Origin of the sequence: Streptococcus sp. 2154, from assembly GCF_013277255.1 — a bacterium.
Taxonomy (GTDB): Bacteria; Bacillota; Bacilli; order Lactobacillales; family Streptococcaceae; genus Streptococcus; species Streptococcus pseudopneumoniae.
The window spans coordinates 33,214-53,994 of sequence record NZ_VMMK01000028.1; the positions used below are offsets into that span (position 1 = coordinate 33,214).

18 protein-coding genes, 2 pseudogenes and 1 riboswitch are annotated in these 20,781 nt (G+C 37.6%); of the genes and pseudogenes, 16 read left to right on the top strand and 4 right to left on the bottom strand.

The features are described 5' to 3' along the window. Positions 1–17 precede the first annotated feature (17 nt). The 4 genes from HT693_RS04670 to HT693_RS04685 form a co-directional block, all read right to left on the bottom strand. Positions 18–1,280, bottom strand: coding sequence for a nucleobase:cation symporter-2 family protein (locus HT693_RS04670; RefSeq protein ID WP_050207412.1), 1,263 nt, complete (start codon positions 1,278–1,280; stop codon positions 18–20). After that, positions 1,280–1,861, bottom strand: a complete 582-nt coding sequence (locus HT693_RS04675; RefSeq protein ID WP_172924956.1) for a xanthine phosphoribosyltransferase — start codon at positions 1,859–1,861, stop codon at positions 1,280–1,282. The genes HT693_RS04670 and HT693_RS04675 overlap by 1 nt, the downstream gene beginning before the upstream one ends. 399 nt (positions 1,862–2,260) lie before the next feature. Next, positions 2,261–2,356: riboswitch (purine riboswitch) on the bottom strand. Positions 2,357–2,589: 233 nt separating this feature from the next. Then, on the bottom strand, positions 2,590–2,976 hold the full coding sequence (locus tag HT693_RS04680; RefSeq protein WP_050207413.1) for a VOC family protein: 387 nt from the start codon (positions 2,974–2,976) through the stop codon (positions 2,590–2,592). Between the two features lie 11 nt (positions 2,977–2,987). Further along, complete coding sequence (locus HT693_RS04685) at positions 2,988–3,815, bottom strand: exodeoxyribonuclease III (RefSeq protein WP_172924958.1); 828 nt, start codon at positions 3,813–3,815, stop codon at positions 2,988–2,990. Positions 3,816–4,034: 219 nt separating this feature from the next. On the opposite strand from HT693_RS04685, the gene HT693_RS04690 reads away from it, so the two are divergent. From HT693_RS04690 to HT693_RS04770, 16 genes and pseudogenes are all read left to right on the top strand, one after another. Beyond that, the gene (locus HT693_RS04690; protein ID WP_172924960.1) at positions 4,035–4,934 is read left to right on the top strand and encodes a type II CAAX endopeptidase family protein; all 900 of its coding nucleotides are present in this window, start codon (positions 4,035–4,037) and stop codon (positions 4,932–4,934) included. Then, positions 4,918–5,205 (top strand): autorepressor SdpR family transcription factor, encoded by a 288-nt coding sequence (locus HT693_RS04695; protein WP_050222921.1) that lies wholly within the window; start codon positions 4,918–4,920, stop codon positions 5,203–5,205. Before HT693_RS04690 ends, HT693_RS04695 begins: the two co-directional genes overlap by 17 nt. Next, positions 5,186–5,827 (top strand): SdpI family protein, encoded by a 642-nt coding sequence (locus tag HT693_RS04700; protein ID WP_079247579.1) that lies wholly within the window; start codon positions 5,186–5,188, stop codon positions 5,825–5,827. The genes HT693_RS04695 and HT693_RS04700 overlap by 20 nt, the downstream gene beginning before the upstream one ends. Before the next feature lie 126 nt (positions 5,828–5,953). Further along, complete coding sequence (locus HT693_RS04705) at positions 5,954–6,409, top strand: DUF3290 family protein (protein ID WP_000675346.1); 456 nt, start codon at positions 5,954–5,956, stop codon at positions 6,407–6,409. Further along, positions 6,406–7,037, top strand: a pseudogene (locus HT693_RS04710) (DUF421 domain-containing protein). The gene HT693_RS04705 and the pseudogene HT693_RS04710 overlap by 4 nt, the downstream one beginning before the upstream one ends. Before the next feature lie 54 nt (positions 7,038–7,091). Next, the gene (locus tag HT693_RS04715) at positions 7,092–8,837 is read left to right on the top strand and encodes an ABC transporter transmembrane domain-containing protein (protein WP_000022577.1); all 1,746 of its coding nucleotides are present in this window, start codon (positions 7,092–7,094) and stop codon (positions 8,835–8,837) included. Further along, on the top strand, positions 8,827–10,569 hold the full coding sequence (locus HT693_RS04720; RefSeq protein ID WP_001180122.1) for an ABC transporter ATP-binding protein: 1,743 nt from the start codon (positions 8,827–8,829) through the stop codon (positions 10,567–10,569). The genes HT693_RS04715 and HT693_RS04720 overlap by 11 nt, the downstream gene beginning before the upstream one ends. A gap of 183 nt (positions 10,570–10,752) precedes the next feature. Next, positions 10,753–11,445, top strand: a complete 693-nt coding sequence (locus tag HT693_RS04725) for a sugar transferase (RefSeq protein ID WP_000922205.1) — start codon at positions 10,753–10,755, stop codon at positions 11,443–11,445. Positions 11,446–11,487: 42 nt separating this feature from the next. After that, positions 11,488–12,714, top strand: coding sequence for a DegT/DnrJ/EryC1/StrS aminotransferase family protein (locus HT693_RS04730; protein ID WP_172924962.1), 1,227 nt, complete (start codon positions 11,488–11,490; stop codon positions 12,712–12,714). 1,164 nt (positions 12,715–13,878) lie between these two features. Then, positions 13,879–16,005, top strand: a complete 2,127-nt coding sequence (gene pfbA / locus HT693_RS04740; protein ID WP_172924964.1) for a multi-ligand-binding adhesin PfbA — start codon at positions 13,879–13,881, stop codon at positions 16,003–16,005. After that, positions 15,989–16,279: pseudogene (locus tag HT693_RS04745) on the top strand (protein phosphatase 2C family protein); the annotation flags it as partial. The gene pfbA and the pseudogene HT693_RS04745, both read left to right, overlap by 17 nt. 72 nt (positions 16,280–16,351) lie before the next feature. Next, a complete protein-coding gene (locus HT693_RS11910; protein WP_232036082.1) occupies positions 16,352–16,735 on the top strand; it encodes a hypothetical protein in 384 nt (127 codons plus the stop codon). 57 nt (positions 16,736–16,792) lie between these two features. Continuing rightward, positions 16,793–17,434 (top strand): phosphate uptake regulator PhoU, encoded by a 642-nt coding sequence (locus tag HT693_RS04755; RefSeq protein ID WP_000945329.1) that lies wholly within the window; start codon positions 16,793–16,795, stop codon positions 17,432–17,434. Positions 17,435–17,446: 12 nt separating this feature from the next. After that, positions 17,447–18,922 carry a UDP-glucose--hexose-1-phosphate uridylyltransferase gene (gene galT, locus HT693_RS04760; RefSeq protein WP_023932602.1) on the top strand — a complete coding sequence of 492 codons (1,476 nt, stop codon included), beginning with the start codon at positions 17,447–17,449 and terminating at the stop codon, positions 18,920–18,922. A 12-nt stretch (positions 18,923–18,934) separates the two neighbouring features. Further along, positions 18,935–19,945, top strand: a complete 1,011-nt coding sequence (gene galE, locus HT693_RS04765; protein WP_172924965.1) for a UDP-glucose 4-epimerase GalE — start codon at positions 18,935–18,937, stop codon at positions 19,943–19,945. Between the two features lie 163 nt (positions 19,946–20,108). Beyond that, positions 20,109–20,768 carry a DUF1868 domain-containing protein gene (locus tag HT693_RS04770; protein ID WP_023941554.1) on the top strand — a complete coding sequence of 220 codons (660 nt, stop codon included), beginning with the start codon at positions 20,109–20,111 and terminating at the stop codon, positions 20,766–20,768. Positions 20,769–20,781 lie beyond the last annotated feature (13 nt).

Sequence of the window (20,781 nt, forward strand, 5' to 3'; positions counted from 1 at the left end):
GCTCGCACCTCTTTTTCTTATTGCTTTTTATGATTTAATACAGCATTGAGTACAATGGCGAGTAGGCTAGCTACGACGATTCCGTTTGAGAAGAACATTTGGAAGGCTGTCGGCATGCTGATGAAGAGATTACTATTGTTGAGTCCGACACCTGCAGCGATGGATACAGCTGCGATAAGGAAGTTATGTTCATTGTTAGCAAAGTCAACACGGGCGAGGATTTGCATTCCTTGAATGGATACAAAACCAAACATCACCAGCATGGCACCACCGAGGACAGGGCTCGGAATGATTTGGGCAAGGGCGCCAAACTTAGGAAGGAGTCCAAGGAGAACCAGGAAACCAGCTGCGTAGTAGATTGGCAGGCGAGTCTTGATACCTGACAATTTAACCAAACCAACGTTTTGTGAAAATCCGGTGTAAGGGAAGGTGTTAAAGATTCCTCCGAGAAGTACGGCCAAACCTTCTGCGCGGTAACCGTTGCGAAGGCGCGTGCTGTCGATTGGATCCTTTGTGATATCAGACAAGGCCAGATAAACACCAGTTGACTCAACCATAGAAACCGTTGCGATGATACACATCATGACAATAGATGAGATTTCAAAGGTTGGCATCCCAAAGTAGAGGGGAGTTGGGACATGGACAAGTGGTGCTGCCGCAACAGGCGAGAAGTCAACCAAGCCCATGCTAGCAGCAATGGTAGTTCCAACAACCAGACCAATCAAAATAGAGATAGACTTGATAAATCCTTTGGTAAAGATGTTAATCAAGAGGATAATCAGAACAGTGATAGCTGCAAGCAAGAGACTTTGACCAGTTGGCTCTGGAACGTTATTTCCCATATTTCCAATAGCGACAGGAATCAAGGTTAAACCAATCGTGGTAATAACAGATCCTGTTACGATAGATGGGAAGAGATTGGCCACTTTTGAGAAGATGCCTGAAACAAGAACCACGTAAATCCCAGATGCGATAAGGGCACCAAACATAGCACCACTACCATGGCTTTGCCCAATCATAATCAAGGGAGCGACCGACTGAAAGGCGACTCCAAGAACGACTGGTAGCCCAATACCAAAGTGTTTGTTGAGTTGGAGTTGGAGGAAGGTTGCCACACCACACATGAAGATATCTGTGGAAATCAGGTAGGTCAACTGCTCCGTTGAATAGCCAAGGGCTGTCGCAATCATGATGGGAACCAGGATGGATCCTGAGTACATGGCTAGTAAGTGCTGCAAGCCAAGAACGGCTGCTTGCGAATGTTTTTCTTGAGTTTGCATTAGAGATCTGCCTCCTTAAATACGACTTGACCATTTTCAAAACGATCCAAACGAGCGAGTGATAGAACAGGGTAACCTGCTTTTTCAAGCAAATCACGGCCATCTTGGAAAGATTTTTCAATTACGATACCGATAGCTTCGACTGTGGCTCCAGCCTGTTCGATGATCTGAATCAAGCCTTTAGCAGCTTGGCCGTTAGCAAGGAAATCGTCGATAATCAATACCTTGTCCTCTGGTGAGAGGAATTTTCCAGCGATAGAAACGGTGCTGGTTACCTGCTTGGTAAAGGAGTAGACTTGGGCAGTTAAGATGCCTTCATTCATAGTGATGTTTTTAGCTTTTTTAGCGAAAATCATGGGAATGTTTAAGGCTTCAGCTGTAAAAAGGGCTGGGGCAATGCCTGACGCTTCAATGGTCACAACCTTAGTAATGCCAGCAGCAGCAAATTTTTCCGCAAAAACCTTACCAATCTCTTGCATCAAGCTAAAGTCAACTTGGTGGGTTAAAAAGGAATCTACCTTGAGGATGTTATCACCCAAGATATGCCCATCCTTGAGGATGCGCTCTTCTAATAATTTCATAAGACCTCCTAAAGTCTAAAAGTTAATTTACTTGTTGTTTAAATGTTTCTATAGTGATCCCTTTTGCTAATACTATATATTTGATAAAACTATTACGAGCGAAGCGAGTCTTATCAAATATTTCCCGTTGTAGTGGTATCATAGACAATAATCTTGTTATTGTCTATGACGGGATTTTTGAGAGTAAAATAGTTTGGGGAACTATTTTAGCCTAAGCCTAGAAATGAAAGAGCTAGGGGCTCAAAAATTAGGGATGAAATTCCCTGGATTCCTGAAATTATTCACAGGATAATTTCACCTCCCGTCCGCACTAATTAAGGGAAATATTAAAAATATTCAAAAAAGACCTACTTAATCTCTAAGTAAGTCCCCCAAATAGGCATGGCAAAAACGGTCATATCTCACTGCTGACTTACTTATTGTTAGGTGTTCCGGCACCTTGTAGAAACGTCGTGCCAATTCACGACATAAACAAGTAACATGATATTCAATTTTAAATAGGCTTGAGCCAATGTTTTTATTTTACACCAAATCACTTTAGAAATCAACTGTTTTGTTAGTGTTTTAGTTTAAAAAACGAACAAATGTAATAAAAATGGGCAAAAATCAACTTATTGGCTAACATTTAGAAGATTTTTCCATTATAAAAGGCATATTATCAAGATTTTTCAAGACTTGACAATATGCCTTTCTCTAACTTTAAAGATTTTTTCCCAATCTTTATTATTCTACTCGCTAAATCTTAAAAAATAACCATCAGGATCCAAAATCGCAAATTCATGAGGGTAAATAAAGCTATCTCCCACTCGAAATTCTCTTTTAGTCAAAGGACGATGAATAGGATAGTTAGCTTCCAGAAGTTTTTGGTGGAGCTGAGGAACATCTGTAATGCCAAAGGAAATATTGACACCGCGCCCGAATGGATAGGTCAGCTGAGCTAATTCTTCTGCGCTGCCTTCTTCTAGCATAAGTTGGCAGTCTTCAAGCGAGAGGAAGAGAAATTTCTCCTCTGGACGCTCGTATTCGACAGAGAATCCTAGCAGGTCGCAGTAGAAGTGGCGTGATTTTTCGATGTCAGATACTACAAGTTCAGGAATGACAGCTTGATAGTCCATTCGTTTTCTCCTTAGAGTTCAATTTCCAAGACAATCGGTGTGTGGTCTTGGCGAGCTCCTGAGTCAATCATGTCTGACTTGGTCACCTTGTCAGCGATGCGGTTACTTGTGAGCCAGTAGTCGATTCTCCAGCCTGTATTGTTGATTTTAGAAGTCTTGCTGCGTTGTGCCCACCAAGTGTAGCGTTCTGGAACATCGCCGTGAACATGACGGAAAGTATCGGTAAATCCTGTTGCCAAAAGGTTGGTAAATCCAGCACGTTCCTCGTCGGTAAATCCTGGTGAACGGCGGTTGCTAGCAGGATTTGCAAGGTCGATTTCATTGTGGGCTACATTGTAGTCACCGGTCGCAAGAACTGGTTTTTCTTTGTCTAGTTCAGCCAAGTACTCAGCATATTTGACATCCCAGACTTGGCGTTCTTCCAAGCGTTTGAGACCATCACCAGCATTTGGTGTGTAAACCTGGGTCACGAAAAATTTATCAAATTCCAAAGTGATGATGCGGCCTTCCAAGTCCATGGTAGAAGGGGCACCGATTTCTGGGAAAGTGACAGTGGGTGTGAGTTCTTTCTTATAAAGGAACATGGTTCCAGCATAGCCTTTACGGGCAGGCTCTTGGGAAGAGCGCCACATGTTTTTGTAGCCTGGGAAGAGCTCTTCTAAAATTTCCAGATGTCTCTTTGTAGGACCCTTGGCAGAAAGCTTGGTTTCTTGGATAGCAATGATATCAGCATTTTCAGCGACCAAGGTTTGTAGGACTTCTTGGGACAATTTGGCACGAGCTGAATCACTAGTTAGGGCAGCGTTTAGGGAATCAATATTCCATGAGATAAGTTTCATAAAGTTACCTTTTTCATTCAGATTATAGATTTTATTATACCAAAAAAAGGTCTATTTCCCCAACGTATGGTTTGAAAAATCACTCTTTAGACTTTATCCTGAGAAAATAAAAATTCCCTAAACTATTTAGAAAAAAATCTAAATAGCTCTTGTGTTTAGAATAGAAAGGTGTATAATGTTATTTAGAAAAATATCTAAATAGAAAGTGAAGTTACATATATGTCAAATAAGAGATCAATCCTTCTTTTTGTGGTCTTGACTTATGCCCTTGCTTGGATAATATGGTTGTCACTATGGCTAAGTAGTGTTGGTCTAAATTCTCCATGGAGTCAACTTGCTAGTATTGTAGCCATGTGGATGCCTGCACTTGCAGTCTTTATTTTAGGGAAAATCACGAATCAGCCTAGTGGAATCAAATCTAAATTAGTTGTAAATTTCAAGAGCAACTGGCGCTTTTACTTACTAGCTATCTGGTTACCAGCAGTTATCAGTTTTTTAGGAGCGGGACTTTATTTTCTTGTATTTCCTAGCAATTTCAGCCTTGGTTTTGAATCTATTCAAGCTATTTTACAAGAAAAAGGTGTCTCTCAATCAGCCATTCCCTTATCTTTCTTGGCTTTGATTCAAATCCTAGCTAGTTTGACTTACGCTCCTTTTCTTAATAGTTTCTTTGCATTAGGGGAGGAAATTGGTTGGCGTGGCTATCTTTACCCAGTGCTAAGAGGACGCTTTTCAAGAGTCCAGACTCATGTCTTGCTTGGTCTCATTTGGAGTCTTTGGCATCTACCAATCAATTTGCAAGGCTATAATTATGGACTATCTTATTTTTCTTATCCCGTTTTAGGAGTTGTCGCCATGTTTCTATTTTGTTTTAGCCTAGGAATATTGTTAAGCTGGTTGTTGGAAAAGACAGGCTCTATCTGGGCTTCAGTCCTATTTCATGGGGCAATCAATGCAACTGCAGGTATTGGGTTACTCTTTCAATTACCAGGAGAAAAAGTTTCAAGCCTCTTGATTTTAGACCCATCACCGACAGGAATGCTATCAGTTCTACCTTGCTTAGTCCTAGCCCTACTAATATTACAAAGGGAAAGGAGGCATTATGAGTTTTGCAAATAGCTTTAAAGCCTTATCTCATTCAGTTAGGAGAGAGATTTTGAATTTACTCAAAACAGGTAGATTACCTGCAGGAGAAATTGCCAGTCAATTCGAGTTGACTAGTGCAACTATTTCACACCATCTCACGATTTTGAAAGCAGCGGATTTGATTCATGAAATGAAAGAAAAAAACTTTATTTATTATGAGTTAAATACATCGGTTTTAGAGGATATAATGGTTTGGTTAGCAGATCTGAAAGGAGATCATTTTGATGAAGATAAAAATCAATAAGAAATTGGTATTATTTACGAGCATTCTCATCCTACTACCTTCCCTTGTAGGTTGTGTTTTCTGGAATCAATTACCAGAGGAGATACCCACTCATTTTAATCTACTGGGTCAAGCAGATGGCTACAATCATAAAATGTCTGCTATCTTTGGATTACCGACTCTCATGCTTTTGATGCATTGGTTGCTTCTATTTTTAATGATTAAGGATCCTAAATCTAGCAATATCAGTTCAAAAATACAAGTTTTGATTTACTGGATTATTCCTTTTGTATCTTGTCTATTAATGATTTCTATCTTCGGAGAATCTTTGGGTTATTCCATGATGAGCGGGATTCTAGCTCAGATTTTTATGGGAGTCGTGATGATCGTAATTGGAAATTATCTACCAAAAACACACCGAAATTATATAATCGGTATTCGACTTCCGTGGACCTTGGAGAATGATAAAAACTGGAGAAAAACGCATCGCCTAGCTGGGAAAATTTGGGTATTCGGAGGATTGTTATTGTTTCTAAATTCCTTTGTGCAACTATATGTTTACTGGGTATTCTTCTTGACACTTTTCTTTGTAGTGATAATTCCTAGTGTCTATTCTTATCAATTATCAAAATTAGAATCTTGAAATAGCTACTGGAGTCATTAGTTTGAGAAGTTGGTCTGATATGTCTGTTTCCCCAACGTATGGTTTGAAAAATCACCCTCTTTCATTTATAATGAAGAATGATTTTATGAAAAGGCGTGAAAATAAATGAAATTTTACTCATATGAATATGTTCTTAGCCAAATCAGTCAGCAAAATGGAATCATGATTGGCTTTGGGATTATTCTCCTAGCTATCACAGGTTTTTTTGCTTTTAAAGCTTATCGAGATAAAAAGGGGACTAAGTTTCGGGAATTGGTCATGATTTTAGCCTTGACTTTAGTAGCCATGCTTTTGGTGACAATTTCAAAATACCAGACCAATCAAGCCTCTAACAACCAATTTCAAACTTCACTTCATTTTATAGAGGTCGTTTCCAAAGACTTGGGAGTGGATAAATCAGAAGTTTACGTAAATACTTCAGTTACCACTGATGGAGCGCTTGTCAAGGTAGGTTCAAATGTCTATCGTGCTATGAACGGGAGCGAATTAGACAAGTATCTTTTAAAGAAATTAGAATTGCATCAAACAGACGTTATTGAATTGGTGAAGGTAAACAAGTGACACTCAACTGTATGGAAATTGTAATCGAACTGGCCTTGGGGCTCTTCTCACTTGTTTTGTTATCAATGTGACAGGAAAGGGGAACTTAGCACCTAACTCTGCGACAGATTAAATTCAGAATTATGTTCTCTGTGCTATCATTGGTGGTGTGATTTACAATAGTTCTATCAGCATTTTGCAGTACGAGGTGATTTTACTGATGTGGACTATTTTGGTTTTGACCCTCAAGTGGCTTCATAATATTCGTTTTGTGAAATGTTTGATTGATGGTAAGCCAACTCTCCTCATCAAACATGAGAAGATTGACCTAGAAGCCTGTCGTTCGGTTGATTTGTTTGGGGTGGATGTAACCCTCAAACTTCGTAGCCAAGGGATTTTCCAGATGAAGCAAGTTGAACGAGCTGTGCAGGAGCAAAATGACCAACTCATCGTGGTCCAAATGGGAGATGAAAATCCTAAGTATCTAATTGTGACTGATGGTGTTATCCAAGTAGAAGTCTTGGAATCGCTTGGCTGTAGCGAAGAGTGGTTGATTGATAATCTCGGCAAACAAGGGCATGACAATGTAGCCAATATCTTTATCGCTGAGTATGACAAAGGTGACGTTACAGTTGTAACCTATGAATAAGAAAAACCTGGGGTCGGAGTCTCAGGTTTCCATTTGGAACTAGAAAGGAATTTTATGTCCATTATTCAAAAACTCTGGTGGTTTTTTAAGCTAGAAAAACGCCGTTATCTAGTCGGAATTGTGGCCTTGGTCTTGGTTTCTGTCCTTAACCTCATTCCCCCAATGGTCATGGGGCGGATCATTGATGCTATCACATCGGGGCAATTAATTCAGAATGAACTACTTATTTACCTATTTTACTTGCTTCTTGCGGCCTTTGGTATGTACTATCTGCGCTATGTTTGGCGTATGTATATTCTTGGGACATCCTACCGTCTGGGGCAGATTATGAGGTCTCGCTTGTTTGAGCATTTTACAAAGATGTCTCCAGCCTTTTATCAAACCTATCGGACGGGGGACTTGATGGCACACGCAACCAATGATATCAATTCTTTGACGAGTCTTGCAGGTGGTGGTGTTATATCTGCGGTGGATGCCTCTATTACAGCTTTAGTGACTTTGCTGACCATGCTCTTTAGCATTTCCTGGCAGATGACTCTAGTTGCAATTTTACCCCTGCCTTTTATGGCATATGCGACCAGTCGTTTGGGAAGAAAGACTCATAAGGTCTTTGGAGAGTCACAGGATGCCTTTTCTGAACTCAATAACAAGGTTCAGGAGTCTGTATCAGGTATCAAAGTGACCAAGTCTTTTGGTTATCAGGCAGATGAGCTGGAGTCCTTTCAGGCAGTCAATGAATTAACCTTCCAAAAGAATCTCCAAACCATGAAATACGATAGACTCTTTGACCCAATGGTTTTCTTGTTTGTTGGATTATCCTATGTTTTAACACTCTTAGTCGGCTCTTTGATGGTTCGGGAGGGGCAGATTACAGTTGGAAATTTGGTCACTTTTATTAGTTATTTGGATATGATGGTCTGGCCTCTCATGGCTATTGGTTTCCTCTTTAATATCACTCAGCGAGGAAAGGTTTCTTACCAGCGGATTGAGAATCTTTTGTCTCAGGAATCATCTGTAAAAGACTCCGAGTTTCCTCTGGATGGTATTGAAAACGGGCGCTTGGAGTATGCTATTGATAACTTTGCTTTTGAAAACGAGGAAACGCTAATGGATATTCACTTTAGTTTGGAAAAAGGGCAAACTCTGGGCTTGGTTGGGCAGACAGGCTCTGGGAAAACATCCTTGATTAAACTCCTCTTGCGTGAGTACGATGTGGATAAGGGAGCTATTTATCTAAATGGTCACGATATTCGCGATTATCGTTTGACAGACCTTCGTAGTCTTATGGGCTACGTCCCTCAGGACCAGTTCCTCTTTGCGACTTCGATTTTAGACAATATTCGCTTTGGCAATCCTAACTTGCCCATTTCAGCGGTCGAGGAAGCGACTAAGCTAGCTCAAGTTTACCAAGACATTGTAGCCATGTCACAGGGATTTGATACGTTGATTGGTGAAAAGGGAGTCAGTCTTTCTGGTGGGCAAAAGCAGCGTCTGGCTATGAGTCGGGCTATGATTTTAGACCCTGATATCTTGATTTTGGATGATTCTTTGTCGGCCGTGGATGCCAAGACAGAGTATGCGATTATCGACAACCTTAAGGAGACGCGAAAGGACAAGACAACCATTATTACGGCTCATCGCCTCAGTGCAGTTGTCCATGCAGATTTGATTTTAGTCCTGCAAAATGGTCAAATCATCGAACGAGGCAGGCACGAAGACTTGCTAGCTTTGGATGGCTGGTATGCCCAAACCTACCAGTCTCAGCAGCTGGAAATGAAGGGAGAAGAAGATGCAGAATAAACAAGAACAATGGGCTGTATTGAAGCGCTTGATATCTTATCTCAAGCCTTATGGTCTTCTGACCTTTTTGGCACTCAGCTTTCTCCTAGCGACTACGGTCATTAAAAGTGTCATTCCCCTTGTGGCTTCCCACTTTATCGACCAGTATCTCAGCAATCTCAATCAACTCGCTGTGACAGTGTTGCTGGCCTACTATGGTCTCTATATCCTGCAAACTCTGGTTCAGTATGTCGGAAATCTTCTCTTTGTACGGGTGTCTTACAGTATTGTGAGGGATATTCGTCGCGATGCCTTTGCCAATATGGAGAAGCTAGGCATGTCTTATTTTGACAAGACGCCAGCAGGCTCTATCGTCTCTCGTTTGACTAATGATACCGAGACAATCAGTGATATGTTTTCGGGGATTTTATCCAGTTTTATCTCAGCAATTTTTATCTTTTTGACAACCCTTTATACCATGTTGGTGTTGGATTTTCGTTTGACAGCATTAGTCCTGCTCTTTCTCCCTTTGATTTTCCTTTTGGTCAATCTCTATCGTAAAAAATCAGTCAAGATTATCGAGAAAACCAGAAGTCTCTTGTCAGATATCAATAGTAAGCTGGTAGAAAATATCGAAGGAATTAGGATTATCCAGGTCTTTAATCAAGAAAAGCGCCAGCAGGCAGAATTTGATGAGATTAACCAAGAACACTTGGTCTATGCCAACCGCTCTGTAGCCTTTGATGCCCTCTTGTTGCGCCCTGCTATGAGTTTGTTGAAACTCCTAGGTTATACTGTCTTAATGGCCTATTTTGGCTACCGTGGTCTTTCTATCGGGATAACGGTCGGGACTATGTATGCTTTTATCCAGTACATCAATCGTCTCTTTGATCCTCTGATTGAAGTAACGCAAAACTTTTCAACCCTGCAAACGTCTATGGTGTCTGCAGGCCGTGTCTTTGCCTTGATTGACGAGGCAACCTATGAGCCTCTTCAAGAAAATAGTCAGGTTGAGGTTGAAGAAGGCAATATTCGTTTTGAACATGTGTGTTTCTCATATGATGGCAAACATCCTATTCTGGATGATATTTCTTTTTCGGTCAACAAGGGTGAAACCATTGCCTTTGTAGGTCATACAGGTTCGGGGAAATCTTCGATTATAAATGTTCTCATGCGCTTTTATGAATTCCAGTCAGGGAGAGTTCTCTTGGATGATGTGGATATCAGGGATTTCAGTCAAGAAGAGCTGAGAAAAAACATCGGTTTGGTCTTGCAGGAACCCTTTCTCTATCATGGAACTATTAAGTCCAATATCGCCATGTACCAAGAAATCAGTGATGATCAGGTTCAGGCTGCGGCAGCCTTTGTGGATGCAGATTCCTTTATTCAAGAACTTCCTAAGGGGTACGACTCCCCTGTGTCTGAGCGTGGATCGAGTTTTTCAACTGGTCAGCGACAGCTTCTTGCCTTTGCCAGAACAGTTGCCAGCCAGCCTAAAATCCTGATTTTGGATGAAGCGACCGCCAATATTGACTCTGAAACAGAAAGCTTGGTTCAAGCTTCTCTGGCGAAGATGAGACAGGGCCGAACAACTATTGCTATCGCTCACCGCCTTTCTACTATTCAAGACGCCAACTGCATCTATGTTTTGGACAAGGGGCGCATTATTGAGAGTGGAACACATGAGGAACTCTTGGCCTTGGGAGGGACCTATCACAAGATGTATAGCTTGCAGGCAGGAGCTATGTCTTAATATTTTTTGAAAATCTCTTAAAACCAGGTCAGCTTTATCTGCAACCTAAAAGCTGTACTTTGATTTTCATTGAGTACCAGAAGGAAATCTTTCAAATTACAGATTTCTTTCACCGCCTTTTCCATTTTGTGGTATAATGAAAAATGTTGACAAATAGTATAATAAAAACAAAGGAGAAACAGCATGCTGAAATGGGAAGACTTGCCCGTGGAAATGAAATCAAGTGAGGTTGAGTCTTACTACCAGCTTGTCTCTAAAAGGAAGGGTTCGCTGATTTTCAAGCGTTGCTTGGACTGGGTTTTGGCCTTGGTCTTACTGGTTCTGACCTCTCCCATCTTTCTCATCTTGAGCATTTGGATCAAGTTGGATAGCAAGGGGCCAGTGATTTACAAGCAAGAGCGTGTGACCCAGTACAACCGTCGGTTCAAGATTTGGAAGTTCCGTACCATGGTGACGGATGCGGATAAAAAAGGAAGTCTGGTGACTTCTGCTAACGATAGCCGCATTACCAAGGTTGGAAATTTCATCCGACGTGTCCGTTTGGACGAACTGCCTCAGTTGGTCAATGTCCTGAAAGGTGAGATGTCCTTTGTCGGTACACGACCTGAAGTGCCACGTTATACAGAGCAGTATAGCCCTGAAATGATGGCAACCTTGCTCTTGCAAGCAGGGATTACCTCTCCAGCCAGCATCAACTACAAGGATGAGGACACCATCATCAGTCAAATGACGGAGAAAGGTCTGTCAGTTGATCAGGCCTATGTGGAGCATGTTCTTCCTGAAAAGATGCGCTATAACCTCGCCTATCTCCGAGAGTTTAGTTTCCTTGGGGACATCAAAATCATGTTTCAAACCGTGTTTGAGGTACTAAAATAAAGTAGTCATAAGAAAATGAGTACAGATAAAAGGAGCAAATCAATGCCAAATTACAATATTCCATTTTCACCGCCTGATATCACAGAAGCAGAAATTGCTGAAGTAGCGGATACCCTGCGTTCTGGTTGGATCACAACAGGTCCTAAAACAAAAGAACTGGAGCGCCGCTTGTCTCTTTACACACAGACACCTAAGACTGTTTGTCTCAACTCTGCGACAGCCGCTCTGGAGTTGATTTTACGCGTTTTGGAAGTGGGACCTGGTGATGAAGTCATCGTTCCAGCCATGACCTATACGGCTTCATGTAGTGTCATTACGCACGTGGGAGCAACCCCTGTCATGGTGGATATCCAAGCAGATACGTTTGAGATGGACTATGACTTGCTTGAGAAAGCTATCACTGAGAAAACTAAGGTGATTATCCCAGTAGAGCTCGCAGGGATTGTTTGCGATTATGACCGTTTGTTCCAAGTCGTGGAGAAAAAACGTGACTTCTTTACCGCTTCAAGCAAGTGGCAAAAGGCCTTTAACCGTATTGTCATTGTCTCTGATAGTGCCCACGCTTTGGGATCTACTTATAAAGGACAACCTTCTGGTTCTATCGCTGACTTTACTTCCTTCTCATTCCATGCCGTTAAGAACTTTACAACGGCAGAAGGTGGAAGTGCTACTTGGAAAATCAATCCAGTGATTGATGACGAAGAGATGTACAAGGAATTCCAAATCCTTTCCCTTCACGGGCAAACTAAGGATGCTCTTGCCAAGATGCAACTGGGGTCATGGGAATACGATATCGTTACACCAGCCTATAAGTGCAACATGACCGATATCATGGCTTCACTTGGTTTGGTACAATTGAACCGCTATCCAAGTTTGTTGGAACGCCGTAAGGACATTGTGGACCGCTATGATAGTGGTTTTGCAGGTTCTCGCATCCATCCTTTGGCACACAAGACTGAAACTGTCGAATCTTCACGCCACCTCTACATCACCCGTGTAAAAGGAGCAAGCCTAGAAGAACGCAATCTTATCATCCAAGAATTAGCTAAAGCAGGAATTGCAAGTAACGTACACTACAAACCGCTTCCGCTCTTGACAGCCTATAAGAATCTTGGCTTTGATATGGCGAATTATCCAAGAGCCTATGCCTTCTTTGAAAATGAAATTACGCTCCCTCTTCACACTAAATTAAGCGATGAAGAAGTGGACTATATCATTGAGACTTTCAAAACAGTTTCTGAAAAAGTGCTAACTTTATCAAAAAAATGACAAACTACAGTCAAGCGAAAGTGATCCTGTCCCTAAAAAGTCTAATTGAGTGTAAAAACTGTTGTTTTCAATTGATAATAGTTTACACCTGTAGTTGAGGCTCCTTTCTCCTCAGAGAGAGAATTTTTATAGGATTTTCCTTTCTTGTGGGAGTCCCGTGGTTTGAAATAAGATGTGAGCAATTTAGTGTAGCATTTAGAATCCTTACTAGACATCATTTAGAAAATCTAGTGTCTTGTTCTAGTTTTCAATTCACCCTATTTTTTGAAAGACGTGAGTTTCCATGAGTGAGATTGTGGAAACTCGCGTCTTTTTTTTGTTTTCAGAATATTGTTCAAAGTTTTGTGCCTGTCTTTCATGTTCTAGTCATTCTTTTGCATGATAGAATTTATAGCATGTTGATATTATAATAATACAGATATTCTATATGTTTAGTGATGCTTGCTATACATCATTAGATCTCCTGCGAGACAATCTATAAAACACTTGTCTACGATTACCTATATGCCCTATTCCAGTATTTTAGAAGCACTGCATCTATTTTTATCGAGGTTAAATCTAGCTTTTATAGAAGGTCTATTTAAGAAATATATTGTAGTGTTTTAGTTTCAATCCGCCATATGAGCGATATTCAGGTAAATATCCCTGGCGAATGCTTGTATGACAAGGTATTTGTTCTTTCATTTATAATTTACAACATATCAATAAATTTAAATATAGTAAATGGGATATTTTATATTCAAGCTAAGAAAGATAGCATCACTTTTGAATGGAAGGCTAAAGAGCAAACTAGGAAGTTGGCCATAGATAGCTCAAAACCCTGCTTTGAGGTTGTAGATATAGTAAAATGAAATAAGAATAGGACAAATCGATCGGGATAGTCAAATCGATTTCTAACAATGTTTTATAAGTAGAGGTGTACTATTCTAGTTTCAATCTACTATAGAACTGACCAAGTCAGTAACCTAGACTTAGGGCAAGGCGGCACTGACCTAGTTTGAAGAGATTTCCGAAGAGTATAAATTTTAATATTTTCTTGTGTTATTCCTTGACAATTCAATTTGGAAAATATATGATAAAGATAATGACAGCGGTGTCATTCTATCTATTTTAAGAAAAGTAATAATCAATTGTTAAAAAATAGTAAAAAAATTGGAGGTTCTGATGAAATATTTTGTTCCTAATGAGGTATTCAGTATTCGTAAATTAAAGGTGGGGACTTGCTCGGTACTATTGGCAATTTCAATTTTGGGAAGCCAAGGTATTTTATCGGATGAAGTTGTTACTAGTTCTTCACCGATGGCTACAAAAGAGTCTTCTAATGCAATTACTAATGATTTAGATAATTCACCAACTGTTAATCAGAATCGTTCTGCTGAAATGATTGCCTCTAATTCAACCACTAATGGTTTAGATAATTCGTTAAGTGTTAATAGTATCAGCTCTAATGGTACTATTCGTTCTAATTCACAATTAGACAACAGAACAGTTGAATCTACAGTAACATCTACTAATGAAAATAAGAGTTATAAGGAAGATGTTATAAGTGACAGAATTATCAAAAAAGAATTTGAAGATACTGCTTTAAATGTTAAAGATTATGGAGCAATAGGTGACGGGGTTAATGATGATCGACAAGCAATTCAAGATGCAATAGATGCTGCAGCTCAAGGGCTAGGTGGAGGAAATGTATATTTTCCGGAAGGAACTTATTTAGTAAAAGAAATTGTTTTTTTTAAAAGTCATACACACTTAGAATTGAATGAGAAAGCTACCATTCTAAATGGTATAAATATTAAGAATCACCCTTCTATTGTTTTTATGACAGGTTTATTTACGGATGATGGTGCGCAAGTAGAATGGGGCCCAACAGAAGATATTAGTTATTCTGGTGGTACTATTGATATGAACGGTGCTTTGAATGAAGAAGGAACTAAAGCAAAAAATCTACCACTTATAAATTCTTCAGGTGCATTTGCTATTGGGAATTCAAATAACGTAACTATAAAAAATGTAACATTCAAGGATAGTTATCAAGGGCATGCTATTCAAATTGCAGGTTCGAAAAATGTATTAGTTGATAATTCTCGTTTTCTTGGGCAAGCCTTACCCAAAACGATGAAGGATGGGCAAATCATAAGTAAGGAGAGCATTCAGATTGAACCATTAACTAGAAAAGGTTTTCCTTATGCCTTGAATGATGATGGGAAAAAATCTGAAAATGTGACTATTCAAAATTCCTATTTTGGCAAAAGTGATAAATCTGGGGAATTAGTAACAGCAATTGGCACACACTATCAAACATTGTCGACACAGAACCCCTCTAATATTAAAATTTTAAATAATCATTTTGATAACATGATGTATGCAGGTGTACGTTTTACAGGATTCACTGATGTATTAATCAAAGGAAATCGCTTTGATAAGAAAGTTAAAGGAGAGAGTGTACATTATCGAGAAAGCGGAGCAGCTTTAGTAAATGCTTATAGCTATAAAAACACTAAAGACCTATTAGATTTAAATAAACAGGTGGTTATCGCCGAAAATATATTTAATATTGCCGATCCTAAAACAAAAGCGATACGAGTTGCAAAAGATAGTGCAGAATATTTAGGAAAAGTATCAGATATTACTGTAACAAAAAATGTAATTAATAATAATTCTAAGGAAACAGAACAACCAAATATTGAATTATTACGAGTTAGTGATAATTTAGTAGTCTCAGAGAATAGTATATTCGGTGGTAAAGAAGGAATTGTTATTGAGGATTCAAAGGGTAAAATAACCGTTTTAAATAACCAATTTTATAATTTATCCGGTAAGTATATATCATTCATCAAATCTAATGCAAATGAGAAAGAACCTGTTATACGTGATAGCGATGGTAATTTCAATATTGTAACGGAGAATGGGCTTTACAAAATTGTAACAAATAATTTAAGTGATAAAAACGAAAAAGAAAAAAACAAAGAGGAAAAACAATCTAATTCAAATAATGTAATTGATAGTAACCAGAAGAACGGAGAGTTTAACTCAAGTAAAGATAATAGACAAATGAATGACAAGATCGACAATAAACAAGATAATAAGACAGAAGAAGTAAACTATAAAATAGTTGGAGATGGCAGAGAAACTGAAAATCATATTAATAAATCTAAAGAAATAGTAGATGTAAAACAAAAATTACCAAAGACTGGTTCGAACAAGATTATGGAACTATTCTTAACAGTGACAGGAATTGGTTTACTTTTGACACTAAAAGGGTTGAAGTATTATGGTAAAGATAAATAAAATTTGTTCGATACAAGGAAGTTCTGTAGAAAATGAGGATACTGTAGGTTCACAAAATCAGTATTTTTGGATTATCGATGGAGCTACAGATTTATATAATTCTAAAGAGGAGATAGGTTATTCAGTCTCAGAAGTTGTACATATTTTATCAGAAAGTTTGTCGGTTAATTGTAAAGAATCAAAAACTCTTAAATAAATATTTGAAACTGCTTTATTCGAGGGTAAAGATGAAATCGGTTTAAACTCATATGAATTAACAGAGTATTATCGCTTACCAACATTTGCTTTTATATTTGCTAAACTTTCAGAAAAAAAGTTGGAGTATATGATGCTAGGTGACTGCGTCATGTTAGTAAACGAAATGGAAATAACTGATCATAGAGTAGATAACTTATTTGAAAAAGGAAAAAATGAGATAAAAGATTCAATTGGTACAAATAGTGCTTTAAATAAAAAAATTATTTTACAAAAAATCAGAAAATTATCTAATCAACCGAGTGGGTACTGGATAGGTTCGTTGGATGAGAGATTTTTAGACCATGCTATTATTAATCAAATAGATGTTACTAGTGAACAAATTGTTTTAATGAGTGATGGCTTTTATGAATTCTATCAAAATAATCAAAATAAGACTTTTGAAGAGTTAATTAAGATGAGATTTAATTCTTCTGCTATTGATCCAATCTATGGAAAGAAGGATGATGCAAGTATTCTAGTTATTGATGTTTGATATATTGTTTAAAATATTAATTGTTACTATTGAACTTTGTTAAGAAGAGGTACCTAAATGTTAAGGTTATATTTAGAAAATGAAATTATAGAATTATCAAATAATTTAGAGACCATTTGGGTATCTGTGCTTGATAAATACGAGAAGTTATTTGAATATTTATCAAATGAAGAACGAGTAGAATTGATTAAAGAAGATTTAATCATAAATGAGTCAGTTCTAAATATTGATAAAAAAGGATTTGAGTTAATTTGTTTACAACATCCTGTTTCATATGACTTAAGAAGAATTATTAGTGTAATAAAAATATCAACTGACATTGAACGTATTGGGGATAGAATTGTTGAAATTTTAAAAAATCTACAGATTATTCAAAATAATGAAAATTTGAAGAAAATTATTTCAGAAATAAAAATACTTCATGAAGTTATCGGACAGCATATGAATAGGGCTATATCTTGTTATAGAGAGGAACAATCTGGATGTTTAGATATGGTTGTTATACAAAAACAGAATGAGATAGAAGAGCTTAGTATAAATATTGAAAAGAAAATAATGAATTACATATTTGAAGATGATGGGAATGTTTCTGAAGTAATTGGTGCTTTAGATATTATTCATCACCTTGATAAAATTGCTCATACTACGCAAGCAATTTATAAATGGATAATGTATAGAAAATATGGGAACATAAATTAGAAAGAAAAATATATGAAAACAATTATTGATAATTTTGTTGATAGAGTAATTGAATACGGAATGTATAATGAAATTGACAAAATATATGTGAAAAATAGAGTATTAGCGTTAATAGGTGAGGAGGGAACTGATCGCATTTCCGATGAAAATGACCTGAAACAAATAAAAGATTACTTAGTGGAAATCGCCTTAAAAAACGGTAAAATTAAAGATTTAATCGAGGAAAAGGAATGTTTAGGAGCAGAGTTAATGAATTTCATAGTTCCTTTACCTAGTCGATTAAATGATATTTTTTGGAGTTCATATGATATATCACCTCAAGAAGCAGTTGAAGAGTTTTATAAGTTAAGTAAAGATAGTGATTATATTAAAACTTCTGCTATTGCTAAGAATATTGAGTTTAGAGCATCAACTAAATATGGAGAGCTAGAGATTACGATAAATTTGTCAAAACCCGAAAAAGATCCAAAAACAATTGCTGCTGAAAAATTAGTAAAAGCAACTAATTATCCCAAATGTTTACTATGTATGGAAAATGAAGGATATCAGGGGCGAATAAATTATCCAGCACGTTCGAATCATAGAATTATTCGGTTGAAACTTGGTGACGAAGTATGGGGATTCCAGTATTCTCCCTACTCATACTTTAATGAGCATGCGATATTTTTGAATAGTCAACATGTACCAATGGCTATTACCTCTAAAACATTTGAACAATTATTGGAGATTGTTGATATTTTGCCAGGATATTTTGCTGGTTCAAATTCTGATCTTCCTATCTCAGGAGGCTCCATTCTTAGTCATAACCACTATCAGGGAGGGAAATATATTTTCCCAATGGAAAAAGCAAAATTTGAGAGTGAATTTCGTTTTAAAGACTTTGAGGATATTAATGCTGGTATTGTAAAATGGCCAATGTCAGTAATTAGGTTACAAAGTGAAAATAAAAATCGCTTGTTAGATTTAGCTACTAAAATTTTAAATAAGTGGAGAGAATATTCAGATTTAGAAGTAGACATCATTGCTATGACTGAAGATGTCCCACACCATACGGTGACTCCTATTGCTCGTAAAGTGGACGGGAGATATGAATTAGATATTGTTCTAAGAGATAATCATACTACTGAACAATACCCAGATGGTGTTTTCCATCCTCATCAAGATGTACAACATATTAAAAAGGAAAATATCGGATTAATCGAAGTGATGGGACTTGCGATATTACCACCTCGTTTGAAACCAGAGTTAGAAGAAGTTGGAAAATATCTTTTAGGAGAGGAAAACGCAATTGCGGATTATCATTTAGAATGGGCCGACCAATTGAAAGAAAAATATCCTAACATTAAAAAAGAAGAGGTTAATAGCGTAGTTCAACACGAAGTAGGACAAGCATTTGCGAGAGTCCTAGAAGATGCAGGTGTTTATAAGAATACTTCATCTGGACATGAAGCGTTTATGAGATTTGTTAAGTCGGTTGGAATTAATTAGGAGGAAACCCAAATGGCAATATTGGTAACAGGCGGAGCTGGTTATATTGGTAGCCATACCGTAGTAGAATTACTAAATTTAGGAAAGGAAGTTATCATTGTCGACAACCTTTCGAATTCTAGCATCTTGGTGCTAGACCGTATTGAAGCAATTACAGGAATACGTCCTGTGTTTTACGAATTAGATGTTTGTGATAAACAAGCATTGAGAAAGGTATTTGAACAAGAATCGATTGATGCTGCAATTCATTTTGCAGGTTATAAAGCTGTCGGAGAATCCGTGCAAAAGCCTGTGGTGTACTACAAAAATAATATTATGAGTACATTGGCACTTGTTGAAGTGATGTCAGAATTTAATGTTAAAAAGATTGTCTTTTCTTCAAGTGCGACTGTATATGGAATTAACAATCAGTCACCTCTAATTGAGACGATGCAAACAAGTGCGACAAATCCTTATGGGTATACGAAAGTGATGCTTGAGCAAATTTTAAAAGATGTTCATGTGGCAGATTCAGAATGGAGTATTGCGTTGCTTCGTTATTTCAATCCAATTGGTGCTCATGAGTCTGGGCTTATTGGGGAAGATCCCTCAGGAATTCCTAACAACTTGATGCCTTATATTGCACAAATAGCGGTAGGTAAGCTGTCAGAGCTAAGTGTGTTCGGAAATGATTATGATACGCTTGATGGTACTGGTGTGCGTGATTATATCCATGTAGTAGATTTAGCAATAGGACATATAAAAGCTTTAGAAAAAGTATCTGAAAAAACAGATGTTTATATCTATAACCTAGGCTCGGGAGAAGGCACTAGTGTATTACAACTTGTAAATACATTTGAAAGTGTTAATAAGATCCCTATTCCTTATAAAATAGTTCCAAGACGTTCAGGAGACGTTGCAACTTGTTATGCAAATGCAGACAAAGCATATAAGGAATTAAATTGGAGAACAACAAAATCGATTGAAGACATGTGTAGAGATACATGGAATTGGCAATCAAAAAATCCCAATGGCTATAATTGATGATACTGTCTATATGAGTGCTGTATTTTGGAAAAATTACTTAACCTTTTAATGAAAGATAAATTAAAAAAATGTTTGACAGCGCTTGACAAAGGAAACGGTTTCATTGTATAATGTAAACATGGTGACACCGATGTCAAATATAAAAAAAGAAGGTCTTTATATGAAAAACTTAACAAAAATTAAGTTCAAAGAGAATGGGGAATTTAATCATTTCCCTGGGAATACAGTTGTAGCAAATCTTTATACTAAACAAGATTTGATGGAAGTTGTTGATATTATTCAATCACGTTATAGAGAATTACCATTTATCGATAAGTTTACTTTAACTCCAAGGAATTCTATTCACATGACTGTAATTGAATTGTTGTGCCATGAAAATCGTGAAACGGAGTTTTGGAGCAGTAATCTTCCTCTAGATACACCTTTACAGGAAATACATGATTACTTTGCTAAACAACTTGAAATTTTTCCATTGTTGGATGAAGAAATTCATATGCGTATAACTGAAATGGGAAAACAAAACATACTAGTTGAACCTGCAGATGAAGCTTCTGCAAAGAGATTAGAAGAAATTCGTACTTATGTCTCAGAAAAAGCAGGTGTTCGTTTCCCTAATCATGATAGATATCAATTCCATATTTCAATTGGGTATCTTCGGATTCCTCTAACCGAAGAGGAGGAAGAAGAGTTTACTAAAGTCAGAGCAGAATTAACTGAAATCTTATTAGAGAAGATTTCAACTATTACTGTAAACCGTATTGACTATACTGTATTTGAAGATATGAGACAATTTGTTCCATATCACGAAAAATTTAAATAAAATAATAAAAAAG